General features: G+C 68.0%; 11 protein-coding genes. 5 read left to right on the top strand and 6 right to left on the bottom strand.

Translation table 11 applies throughout. The features are described 5' to 3' along the window. Window positions 1-460 precede the first annotated feature (460 nt). Entirely contained in the window at window positions 461-823 is a 363-nt protein-coding gene (locus H9Y04_RS44895) for a hypothetical protein (protein ID WP_187820032.1), read from the top strand. A gap of 10 nt (window positions 824-833) precedes the next feature. Here H9Y04_RS44895 and H9Y04_RS44890 read toward each other — a convergent pair whose 3' ends face one another. Continuing rightward, window positions 834-1592 (bottom strand): HNH endonuclease family protein, encoded by a 759-nt coding sequence (locus H9Y04_RS44890; RefSeq protein WP_187820031.1) that lies wholly within the window; start codon window positions 1590-1592, stop codon window positions 834-836. Between the two features lie 426 nt (window positions 1593-2018). Between H9Y04_RS44890 and H9Y04_RS44885 the strand changes: the two genes are divergently transcribed. Then, window positions 2019-2309 (top strand): NUDIX domain-containing protein, encoded by a 291-nt coding sequence (locus H9Y04_RS44885; protein ID WP_187820030.1) that lies wholly within the window; start codon window positions 2019-2021, stop codon window positions 2307-2309. 33 nt (window positions 2310-2342) lie between these two features. On the opposite strand, the gene H9Y04_RS44880 is transcribed toward H9Y04_RS44885, so the two are convergent. The 5 genes from H9Y04_RS44880 to H9Y04_RS44860 form a co-directional block, all read right to left on the bottom strand. Beyond that, window positions 2343-3530: a winged helix DNA-binding domain-containing protein gene (locus H9Y04_RS44880; RefSeq protein WP_187820029.1), complete on the bottom strand. Its 1188-nt coding sequence runs from the start codon at window positions 3528-3530 to the stop codon at window positions 2343-2345. 75 nt (window positions 3531-3605) lie between these two features. Next, entirely contained in the window at window positions 3606-4760 is a 1155-nt protein-coding gene (locus H9Y04_RS44875; RefSeq protein ID WP_187820028.1) for an epoxide hydrolase family protein, read from the bottom strand. Between the two features lie 190 nt (window positions 4761-4950). Further along, window positions 4951-7083: a site-specific integrase gene (locus tag H9Y04_RS44870; protein WP_187820027.1), complete on the bottom strand. Its 2133-nt coding sequence runs from the start codon at window positions 7081-7083 to the stop codon at window positions 4951-4953. A 415-nt stretch (window positions 7084-7498) separates the two neighbouring features. Beyond that, window positions 7499-7840, bottom strand: coding sequence for a helix-turn-helix domain-containing protein (locus H9Y04_RS44865; protein ID WP_187820026.1), 342 nt, complete (start codon window positions 7838-7840; stop codon window positions 7499-7501). Beyond that, complete coding sequence (locus tag H9Y04_RS44860; protein ID WP_187820025.1) at window positions 7837-8973, bottom strand: tyrosine-type recombinase/integrase; 1137 nt, start codon at window positions 8971-8973, stop codon at window positions 7837-7839. The genes H9Y04_RS44865 and H9Y04_RS44860 overlap by 4 nt, the downstream gene beginning before the upstream one ends. Window positions 8974-9140: 167 nt before the next feature. On the opposite strand from H9Y04_RS44860, the gene H9Y04_RS44855 reads away from it, so the two are divergent. From H9Y04_RS44855 to H9Y04_RS44845, 3 genes are all read left to right on the top strand, one after another. Continuing rightward, the gene (locus H9Y04_RS44855) at window positions 9141-9650 is read left to right on the top strand and encodes an AAA family ATPase (RefSeq protein ID WP_236072260.1); all 510 of its coding nucleotides are present in this window, start codon (window positions 9141-9143) and stop codon (window positions 9648-9650) included. Window positions 9651-9691: 41 nt separating this feature from the next. After that, window positions 9692-10069, top strand: coding sequence for a hypothetical protein (locus H9Y04_RS44850; protein WP_187820024.1), 378 nt, complete (start codon window positions 9692-9694; stop codon window positions 10067-10069). A gap of 372 nt (window positions 10070-10441) precedes the next feature. Next, complete coding sequence (locus tag H9Y04_RS44845) at window positions 10442-11545, top strand: tetratricopeptide repeat protein (protein ID WP_187820023.1); 1104 nt, start codon at window positions 10442-10444, stop codon at window positions 11543-11545. Window positions 11546-11616: the final 71 nt, after the last annotated feature.

Raw genomic sequence — 11616 nt, 5'->3', positions numbered from 1 at the left:
ACCACCGCAGGCGGCGTCAGAGACGCCTGGCCCGATTGACCCCCATCGAGTTCGAGACCATCATGACCCCACCCGCAGCACTCGCTGCATAAACCCCGCTGTCACCTGATCACGCAGCAGTCCCTCTGCAGCTGCTGGCCAAGAGGCGGCGCCGAGAGCGGGACGAGTACGGTCTCCCGTGGGACTGGCAGGTCCTGGAATGCCGCGACCAGCGTAACCACATTCGCATCGCGGCCTCACCCGCCACCCTGCGGCACCTCGAGAAGGCTCTCGGACGCCGGGTGCAACCACGCCGCGGGAAGCGGCTCTCCAAGTCCAAGTAGCCGGCGCTCCCCGCGACACGGCTGGGCCGCTGGCCCGGTTGCTGGGCACTTTGTGGTGGTCGTGGTCGTTGGAGAGGATTGTGAGTAGAAGATCGAGGCGGCATCGCCGCCCTGCGCCGGTCGCTGAGGTGGTCCCCGTGCAGCAGCCCTTCCGTTTGGGCGACCTGCGCCATGTCAAGTTGGCTGCGCGGAAGGCCGGTGATCCGTTCTTCGAGCAGGGCCTGGTCGACGAGTCGTACGCACGCACCCTGTTCTGTGGCCGTGGCCTGCTCTTTGTCACACATCGCATGGCGCCCCGGCCCGGCTGGCGCCCCTATCTCGCGTGGTTCGCTCCCACCCGCGACGGCGCGTGGTTCACGCTCTTGCCGCACGCCACCGAGCACGCCGATGCGGCGGCTGCCCGCAAGGCGGCTGAGGCGCTGGCCGCGAGGATGTGCACCGGCTCCTGGCAGCAGGCGCTCGGCGCCTTCGCCGCCACGGGCCGGCGCGCGGCAGCCTGAAGACTGACGGTCAGCGAGCGAACGCTACCCCGGCCGACTGCTCGTCGGGCAGCGGCTGGGTGGGGCAGGTGTTCAACACGCGGCGCATCGCGTCGCGTTCCGCGCTGGTGACCCACAGTTTGTACTTCTTCTTCACCGCGATCTGCCGCGCCACATACGGGCAGCGGAACGACTTGTTTGCCGGCAGCCAGGTCGCGGCGTCCGCGTCGGACTTCTGCTGGTTGGCCGGGCCGTCGGCAGCGATCAGATTGAGGCCGTCGTTCGCAAGGGCTTCGCGCTGGTCCTGGGTCAGTTGCTGAGCGCCCTTCTGCCATGCGTCGGAAAGCGCCACGATGTGGTCGATCTGCACGGCCATGGATGTGGTCTGGCCGCGGGTGAAGTCGATGCGCTTGCCCGTGTAGGGATCGTGCTCGAGGACACCCGACGCGACGACGCAGCGCGAAGCGTTCTTACCCGCCACGTTCGCCAGGTCGCGGCGCAGGACATCGTTGCGGGTGTCGCAGCCGTTGTGCCCGCCGGGCGCGGTGGTGTTGTCCGACCAGGCCGGACCGAACACACGCGTGCGGTCGTAACCGGTCTTCGGCGCACGCCCCTTGACCGGCAGCGCATCCAGAGCAGCGACTGCGCTGCCCTCCGCCCCGGTGGCCTTGGGCGCCGCGGAGCCTTCAGCACCGGCAGCGCCGGCTCGCGGATCGCACGCGGACAGCACCACGGTGCACAACACCGCCGCAGCCACGGACGGCACAACACCACCCCACCGCGGCGTCATGACGCCGCCTTCATGGACCGGGCTTGGTTGAGATCGGTGTCCAGGCGCACCGCGCTGAGCGGCCTGCACCGACGCTGCGTCCCGTCAGCCTCACCGCGTGCCGCGAGGTCCTCTATCCCTTCACGTAGGAGCGCGGCTTCGCCCGGCAGCAGGGCGCCGCGTTCGGCCCGGTCCACCAAATGCAGAAGAGTTTCGACGGGCAAAGCAGACGAAGGCATGAAGGGCATCTCCGAGCGACGGAAGCAACGCCCTTCAGCTTCCCCGACGAGTGCCACCCACCAGAGCAACGCATCGCACCCGCCCGCGAGGTGTTGATCACACCCGTCCCACGGGTGCTCTACAGTTGCGGGCACCGGCCTGGAACTCGCGCTACGCTGCCCTCGAAAGCCTCAACTCTCGTGCAAGTTCCCGTAACTCCGGCTCCAGATGTTGACGAACCCGCCGCCTTTGCTCGCCGGGCACTGCGAACAGGAAAGCGCCACAGCCTGCCTTGTACGCGAAGCCGAGGAAGAGGCCGGGCTGTTGATCTCCCCCGCCGACGTGAGCTTCGCACCCCCATCGCCCACATCATCGCGGGCAACCCGTACTCGGAGATGGGCTGGACCGCATGAACGAGCCGTCCGTACACGCACCCGTCAACGCCGTGGGATCGATCGGCACCAGCGAAGCTGGTACACCCGGCTATCACAACGTGCGCAATGTCCGCGTCCCGGTTGAAGTCACACGTCGGCCGAGGCAGTGCGCACACCGCTATTCGCTCAGGCGGTACATCAGAGGTGTATTCACGTGGGGGCGGACACAGACGTCGCCCAGGAATTCTGAGAGTCGGTCGGCCTCTGCCGCAAGGGCCGTCCGCACCCGCGGGTCCGCCGCCGCGGAGGTGAAGAGTTCTGTGACGATCTGCCCGTCATCACGTTGCCTCCAGCCGCCGATGATGCGCCCGTCGGCCCACACAGTCGGGCAGATGTTGCCGTTGCGGTCGAAGAGTTCGGGCACGTACTCGGGATCGAGGTACCAGTCGCGGTCCCGCCATCCCATCGCCGTGGGGTCGAGCGTGGGCAGCAGATTGACCACCGCGTCGCCGTCTTCGCCCTTGCTCTCCTGCAGGACTGGATCGTCCGGCAGGACGTAGCCGGTGGCGTGATCGAGGTCGGCCTCGATGGCGGCGGTGCCCGCCAGGGCGGTGCGGGTCTGCGTAAGGTTCCAGCCGGTCCACCATTTGAGGTCGTCGAGGGTGGCCGGGCCGAAGGCCGCCAGATAGCGGGTGGCGAGTTCGACTCGGGCCTGGTCCACCGGCAGCTGGGGGTGGGGTTCGGCCAGGGTCCAGCGGAACTTCGCCGAAGTCCAGGATCCCTGGGGGCGGCTGCGACGCAGGCGGCCTTCGGCGGCCATGACTGTGAGGACTTTGTTGCTGATCCGGGGTCGGGTCTCGTACGGCTTACCGGGCGAGATCGTGATCTGCTCCTTGAGCCGGGGCACGGCATCGGCGATCTGGGTGGCGTCCGCCTCGCCAAGCCCTTTCAGAGCCTCGGCCACCTCGTTCTCGACGTCGGTCAGCCAGCGCGTGTCGTGCCCGAGCTGGTCGGCCAGCACCTTGGCCAGCGCGGCACGTTCACGGGCCGCGACCGTACGGGAGGCGGACGCCTCGACGACCGGCGCAAGATCCTTGGGCACCACGAACATGGTGCGGCGCATGCAGAGCATCCGTACGAGGCTGCGGTCCTCGTACAGGGCTCGCTCCACTGCCTGCGGCGTCGCACCGTTCATCCGCGCGGCCGCGGACAGGAAGACCGTCGCCGGTTCGGTGGCGTGCAGCCCCACCAGTGTTTCGGTGACCTGTTCCACCGACATCGCGCGCGCGGACGGGGTGAGCAGGTGCCGGCGCATCAGCAGCACGCGCCGCTGCCGGTCACTGATCCTGGGACGGGTGTTGGCCATGGCGGACGCAGCCTAACGGCCCGGTGGCCGCGCAGGCGGGCGGGCAGCGGGCGCAGAGCGGAGTCGCGCACCGTGTTAGTTGCGGAGTGTTCGGAAGAAGGCACGGATGTCGTCGACGAACAGGTCGGGAACCTCGAACGCCGGGAAGTGCCCCCCTTCGGTGTGCTCCCGGAAGAAGACGCCGCTGTCCTCGGCGGGGCCCAGGACCTTGCGTACGACGGGGTTGCTGTAGAACAGCGAGGAGGCCATCGGCACGCTCGTGGGTCCGCCCCAGCCGGGGTTGTCGGCGTGGGCCAGTTCCCAGTAGAAGTCGCCCGCGGCGGGTCCGGTCCGGGTGAACCAGTACAGGCTCGCGGTGATCAGGACGTTGTCGCGGCTGATCGGTGTGGCGGGGTTGGCCCACTGCACGAACTTCTCGGCGATCCAGGCCAGTTGCAGGATCGGCGAATCGGTGAGTCCCACGGACAGGGCGTTGGGCGCGGTCGAGTGCAGCACCCGGTAGCCGTTCATCTGCGACCAGCTGCGCTGTGCCGCCTCGACCTCGGCCTGCTCCTGCGGACTCAGGCCCTCGGGGAGGGGGAAGTCGTCGCCGGCCATGCCGAGCTGGAGCCGGTCGCCATGCGTGTGCGCGCCGATCACCCTCTCGGGCATCAGCATCGCGGTCCGGCCGGTCACGCCTGCCCCCAGGTCGCCGCCCTCCACCCCGAAGCGCTCGTAGCCGAGGCGCGTCATCAGCTCCCCGTACGCCAGGGCCGTGCGCTCCAGGTTCCAGCCGCGCGCCGACAGCGGACTGGAGAAGACGAAGCCGGGCAGCGAGGGGATGACCACATGGAACGCGTCGGCCGGGTCCCCGCCGTGCGCACGCGGATCCGTCAGCGGACCGCTTGCCTCCAGGAACTCGACGAACGAGGTCGGGTAGCTGTGGTTCAGGAGCAGTGGCGTGGCGTCCGGCTCCGGCGAGCGGATGTGCAGGAAGTGCAGGGTCTGGCCGTCGATCTCTGTCACGAAGTGCGGGTACGCGTTCAGCGCGGCCTCATGTGCCCGCCAGTCGAACCCGTCCGCCCAGTAGGCGGCCAGCTCATGCAGGTAGTCCGGCGGAATGCCGTGGTCCCACTCCGACTCGGCACCGGGCACTGGGTACGGCGACCTGGTGCGGGCCAGCCGGTCGTACAGGTCGTCGAGATCTGCCTGCGGAATCTCGATCCGGAACGGGCGGAGGTCAGCGCACATGAAACCAACATATGGGCATGTCTGGGGCACCGCCTGGGCAAGCGCTCCCGGGCCTGACAGCGGACGGTGCGGTCCTGACTACGGCTGACGAGTCCACCCCTCCAGCTCGTCTCGAAGCGATGTGCTTGGGGCGCAACAGAGATCTCGCTGGGCTACACCAACCGCGCGGATTACAGACCCGCGACCTGGACTATTCGCTCCTGCGGTGTGCTCGTCGAGCGACCTCTGCTGCGTAGCCGGGGCGGGTGTTTCCCGCCTCTTGGGACCACGCGGTGGCGGTCTGGATGTGGATGCCCAGAAGTCTGCTCAGGACGGTCGTGGGGAGTTGTCCGGCGAGGTCCATGAGTGCGGTTCCGCGGCCTGCTCGTGTGGGAAGCCCGATGGCGTTGAGCCGGCTCATCAGGCGTGCGGGATTCATGGGGCGGCCGGGGCGGCCGCCGGGGAAGAGCCAAGGGCTGGCGTCGGTGTGGCCGACGGCCGCGTGGCCTTGCCTGGTGCGTACGAGTTCACGTACCAGGTCGCCCAGGGGCTCGGGGATATCGAGCGGGCGTGTGCCGAGGTGAAGATGTACTCCCTTGTCGCTTTCGGTGACATGGGAGACGGTCAGGCTCACGATGCGGCTGCAGGGCTGGGCGTAGAGGACCACGAGGCAGCCGGCGACGCGGTCGACGGTGTCCAGCGTGGTGTCGTGCAGGAGCCGCTTGCTGAGGGTCCATCGCTGGTCGGCCTCCGGCAGGAGCGCTTGCCCACGTGTTCTGGATTCCGAGCGGGTGGGGATGGCGATGCCGTGGGCGTGACGGTTTTCCACTGCCCAGGTGACGAAGTTACGGACGACGTATTTTCCTGCATGGTCGGACGACAGCCATGCGTCGATGTCGTCCTGAGTGCATCGGGAGAGGTCCGTTTCGTGGTCACAGAGCCAGGCCAGCAGGCGTATGGAGGAACGTACTTCGTGGCGGACTCCGCCGATCTGGTTGATTGTGAGGGGGCGACGGGCGGATCGGCGCCTCAGCCGGCGCAGGTGGAACCATGTGGCGAAGCTGCGGAGGAGCCGTTTGTTCTCCGCGTGGTCGACGCCGTCCAGGACGCGGTCGAGCCACTGCTCGAACCGGGCTAGGTGCTCGTCGCGTTCGGGTAGCGCGTTGTTGGCGACAAGGATGCTGCGGAAGTGGCTCAGGGCCGTTGAGGGCGTCATCTGATCGAGGGCGTCATGGGTGACAGGCCCGGCGCCGGAGGCGAGTTCTGCGAGGAGGCGCCGTGGGGCCGGGTCTGCGATCCAGACGAGGAGCCGGTAGGGATCGCTGCCGATCAGCGCCGCGATGACGGGTTCGAGCTCGGGACGCATCGAGCCATCGGGACCGCTGAGGACAGCGCGAAGCTGACCTGGTGCGGCGCATCGAGTGCAGAGTCCGCGATGGTGGAGGTATTCGATGGCTCCGCACTCGGTGCAGGCCCGAAAGGAGGCGGGGTGCTTGCGGTAGCAGGTGCGGCAGAGCGCCCGCCCGTCGGCGGTGCGGCCGGTGACCCTGCGTAGACGGCCGCAGGACTCGCATTGCTCGCTCGGACGGCCGCAGGGAGCGCAGACCGGTTCCTTGCCGCTCGTGCGGCCCCAGACGATGCGGACGGTTCCGCAGTGCGAGCAGGGCGCTCGGTTTTGGGTCCGTTGGCAGGTGAGGCAGCGCGGGGAGTCGCTGCCCGCGTTGGTGCAGGGCTTCTGTTTTCCGCAGAACGAGCAGGTGGCGATCGGCGGGCGCCAGCACCGGCCGCAGAGAGCGGCGCCGTGTTCGTCGTGGTGAACGGCGAGGGCGAGGCGGCCGCAGCCAGCGCAGGACTCGTGGTTGAGAGGGTCGCCCCGCATGCAACTGCCGCAGAGCGGCCGGCCGTCGGGCGTGCGGGTCGCAACGATCTGCTCCTGCCCGCAAGCGGAACAGGACTGAAGCCGGGAGCCGTCGTAGCAGCGACGGCAGCAGCGGGCCTTGTCCCGGCGGAAATTCAGCGCGGTGCTGCGGCGACAGAAGGGGCAGGCGGGCGCTATGACGGTGCGCGCGCCGTGCGCGACCAGGGCGTCGATCAGGGCCAGCACCCTGGGTGATCCGTAGGCGCCCTGCCCGGTCAACAAGTCGGGGCGGTCGGTCAGTTCGGCAGTGAGCGCGCGGAGTTGAAATGGCTTGGGTGCCGTCTGTTCGACGATCTCCGTGAGCGTCGTCTCGTTCAGGCCGGTGTCCAGCTTCTGCAGGAGTGCGCAGATCAGAGCGGCGTTGTCGGTCTCTTGCGGGCGGTGGCGCTGGCAGCGCGGCTGCCCTTTGTTGTCGCGGGCGGCCACGAGCAGATTCTTGCCGCAGACCGCGCAGGGCAGCCTCGAGGCGGCGCCGCGGACCTTGTTGCCGCAGTTGCCACAGAGGCGGCGGGGGCCGTCTATGCGGGTGAGAGCGTGTTGCTGCCCGCAATCCGCGCACCGCGGGAGGACCAGCTGTGTCGTGCCGTGCGGCTGGAGTGCGCGGATGAGCAGCTCGACCAGCCGAGGACCTTCCGGGGTCCCGGACGTCAGCAAGTGCGGTGCGGCGTCCAGGGCCTGGGCGAGTCGGCGCAGTTTGGCTCGAGTGTTCGCGATCTGGTCCACCGCCGCCTCGATGACGGGGGTGGGCAGTCCGGGCTCGGTGGCGGCGAGCGTGTCGAGGATGAGGGCCCGCGGGTGAGTCAAGAAGCGCGGCCCCGGGGCCGGGGTGCTGTGCGGCATGTCAGAGGATGCGGGCTCGCTTCGGGCGGAAGGGGCCGACGCCGTTCTCAGTCGGTCCGGTCGCCGGTCCACCAATTTCACCGGAGGCGGTCTTGCGCTGCCGGCCGGTGGCGCGGACAGGCTCGATGAGTTCCTCCATGCGGCAGCCCAGAATGTCGAGCAGTGCCATCAGCACCTTCATGCTGAGGCGTTCCGGCTTCTCGGTAACCAGCCGGAAGACCTGGCTTGCAGACAGGTTGATGCCCCGCTCGATCAGCAACGGCCGCAGGTCGGTGGTGGAGAACATGCCGCGGGCCGCCATCAGTTCGCGCAGGTGCCACTGATAGTCGAGTTTGGCGGTCATACCGTCTCCAGTTCCTCGGTGGTGAAGGCTTGGTCGAGGGCGTTGCGCATCATGGTGTTCATGAAGTCAGTACTGACCCCGGTGTAGATGGCTGTCGTCGATGCGAAGCGGTGACCGACTTGTTCCTGTACGAACTTCGGATCGACGCCGTCCTCGATCTGGTGTGTGACGTGGCTGTGGCGCAGGCAGTGCGGAACGAGTTCCTTGTCGAGGCCGAGGGCATCACGGTAGGCGGCGAACCGGGCCTCGATCTCGCGGGGCTGGAGCCGGCCTCCGCGCTCGGTCAACCACACGGCCTTGTGGTTGGGGTGGTGCTTGAACCGTGGCCGGAGGTTGACGAGGTAGTCCTCCAGCGACTCCACGGCCCAGGGCATCACGCTGGCCACCATCCGGCGGCGCGGTCCTGAGCCTTTGGTCGCCTTGCCGTAACGAACGTGCATCATGCCGTACTTGCCCAGCTCCGGGGCCTTGGGGTTGCGGTAGAAGTCCGTGAGATCGAGCCGGGAAACCTCCCGGCATCGCAGACCCCACCCGTAGATCGTCTTGAATACCGTGGCATCTCGGTAAGCCGCCAGGGCGCCCTTGCGGCCGAGTCTGATCGCTTCCTCGACGCGGTCGTCGGCGTAGTCGAACAGGGCCTGGCACTCTTCCCTGGTCAACGGCCGGCGTTCGGCCTCGCCTTCGTAGTCCTCCAGGTGAGCGGCGGTGTTCCACTCATGACAGATCTGGACGGGATGTGTACCGAATCGCGTTTCACACTCCTCCGCCCACCGATAGTGCGGCGACGTGATCAGTTCGCAGAACTGGCGGATCGCCCCCTGGTAGGCCCGGATGGTGGACCTCGCTCGCCCGAGCTCGGCGGTCAGCGAGAACGACCACTCGTCCATGTGCGCGGCAGTCCAGTTCCACGGATATTCACCGCTGAAGTCCACGAACCGTCGCACGATCCGGCGACGATCGTCGATCGTCTCGGACTCCAGTCGACGGCCGCGTTGTTGCTTCTCCCAGCCGTCGAGCATCGCGTCCAGTACAGCGTCCTCCGGGTGGAGCAGGGATACCCCGTCGACCAGCTCAAGGCGAGCCGAACCCGGTGCTTCAGGACTACGCCGAACCACATCAACCCCCCATTGCATCAGAGGGTCGAATCATGCATCAGATGCACGATCAGCGCCATACTGGCAGGTCAGAGTCCACTCCGTGCGGTCGTGGTGGCTGCTACTGTGAGCCGCAGGTCAAGGGCGAATCCCTCAACGGGGCTTGCAGCCAATGCAATTCCCCGGGGTCGACCCGCCTCGTGCTCTTGCGCGGGCCGTCCGCGAGCGGCAAGTCGAGTGTGGCTCAGGGGATTCGGGACCGCTTCGGGCGCGGTCTCGCGCTCGTCGGCCAGGACTATCTGCGGCGGATCGTGCTGCGCGAGCGTGATGTGAAGGGCGGCCTCAACGTCGGCCTGATCGACCAGGTCGCGCGGTACACCCTCGACACCGCCGGCTACCACACGGTGATCGAAGGGATCTTCGCGGCGGACCGGTACGGCGACATGCTCACCCAGCTCCTCGCCGACCACCGAGGCCGGTCGTACGCCTACTACTTCGACATCCCGCTCGCCGAGACCCTCGCCCGGCACGCCACCAAGGACCGCGAGTACCTGGCGCACGTCACCGAGGAGCATCTCGCTGACTGGTACCGGCCGCGTGATCTGCTGCCTGGCCGTGTCGAGACCGTCATCGGCCCGGACAGCACCCTGGAGGACATCGTGGACCAGATCATGCGCGACACCGGCCTCGATCAGCTCCCCGCGCTCGACCCCTGAGCGGCGGATCGGCTGTCAGTGGGGCGCCGTACGGTGACGCCATGGCCTTATCCCCCGACCCCGCCCATTGGGTGCTCCAGATATCGATCACCGCTGCTCCGAGCGACCGCCTCTTCGGCGAACAGGTCAGTGTGCTGCGGACGGTGGCCGACTTCGACCCGGCCACGAAAACCTGGTCCGTGCTCCGCGGGGCCTTCGACCTGCAGACCCTTGAGATCCTGCAGACCCTCTACGGCGCGGCCAGTGCCTACGGCAGCCGCGTGGGCCTCAACCCGATACCGGTGCCGCACCGTTGGAACGGCCCCACCTTCACCACCGACGACGACCCCGCCCAGCACCTGTACGCCGGCTCGGATACCGGGCGCCCGCTGGGGCAGCTACTGCCCGCTGTGGCGGACGGCCGCACGGCGTGGCCGTAGGCCGGATCTCTTTTCCGGCCAGCACAGTGCATCCAGGCTCGTGACCACGTCGACGTGCCTCTACAGGACAGGCCGGCAGCCGGGGCAGCTGAACTCGCAGCGCTTCGACACGAACCGGCTGCCGTCCTGGTCACTCCGCGCCAACGCCACCCGGCTTCCCAGAGCTGCTTGTACCTCAACGGCGGCGGCTTCGGTGTGGTGGTTCCGCAGGAGCTGCAGATCAGATCGGTGACGTCCGCGAGGATGACCGTGCTCATGGCGATCGACTGTACGAGGCGAGGATCGGCCGCTTCGCAGACACGGCGTCTGGTGCGCAAGCGCGGCCGAACTACGGGCCGTTCGCTGTCAGTGGCCGCCCGTACGCTCCGCCCTATGAACGTTGACGATCTTGAGTGGCAGGTGCGGACGCTCGGCGGGATACCCCCGGCCCTGGTGACCGTCCTGCGGGAGAAGGGCCGCCTGGACGTGCTGATCCGCGCCGCATCCGAGCGGGATATGTGGTTCTGCGCAGAGGCCGCGGTCGAAGAGCTGTGCAGCGCCGGCGAGTTCGAGCGCGCGCAGGCGGTGCTCACACCGTTCGTCGCCGCAGGCTGGCACCATGCCCGGTGGGCCATGGCCGATGTGCTGCACGCCGCGGGCCGCACCCGCGAGGCCCTCGACTTGGTCCGCCCCGATGCCGCCGGTCTGCAGTCGGAGAGGGTGTGCCAGAAGTACGCCGTCCTGCTCGCCAAGGCCGACCACGTCGATGAGGCGATCGACGTTCTCGTGCCGCACCTCAACGAAAACTGGATCCGCGGCTACCTCATCGACATCACCGAAGGCCAGGACCGCGACGGCCGGGTGCTGGAACTGCTCACCCCGTACGCGGAAGGCGCCCGCCGGGCCCAGGGCGAGGCCCGCTTCAATCACCCGGGGAACTTGTCGCAGGAGCAGCGGTCCTTGGTCCTGGAGCGCGCGGGGCGGGTTGATGAGGCGATCGAGCTGCTCGGTTCCGACATCACGGCCGGCCGCTTCGTGTATCAGAACACCCTGGAAGCCTACGCCGAACTCCTCGTACGCCATCACCGGATCGACGAGCTACGGGACTTCGGCACCGGCGAACACGCCCGCGTCGGACTCCCCCGCTACGCCCGAGCCCTCGAACAAGCCGGCCTAGTCGATGAAGCCGAGGCCGTACTGCGCCAGTTCATCGCCTCGCAGGAGTACCCGGGCCACTACCGCTGGGCATTGATCGAAATGCTCGCCCGGCATGACCGGCTGGACGACGCGATCGAGGTAGCCCGCCCCACCTTCGAATACCACGACGACTCCCTGCTGGAATCGATCCTTCACCTCCTGCAGGAAGCCGGCCGGGCCGATGACGCGATCGCCCTCCTCGATGAACGCTCGCCTGAGTACATCGAGGAGCAGTACGACTGGTACCCCTCGCAGCGCATGTGGCTGCTGGGCAAAGCCGGCCGCTACGAAGAAGGCTGACTCTGTCTACGAGTAGCGACAGCGTTTGACGGTCAGTTCTGGCAGCGGCCGGTGACGGCGTGACGTGATGT

Origin of the sequence: Streptomyces polyasparticus (genome assembly GCF_014493765.1) — a bacterium.
In the GTDB taxonomy this organism is placed as follows: domain Bacteria; phylum Actinomycetota; class Actinomycetes; order Streptomycetales; family Streptomycetaceae; genus Streptomyces; species Streptomyces polyasparticus.
This window is presented reverse-complemented; position numbering and strand designations above follow the sequence as displayed.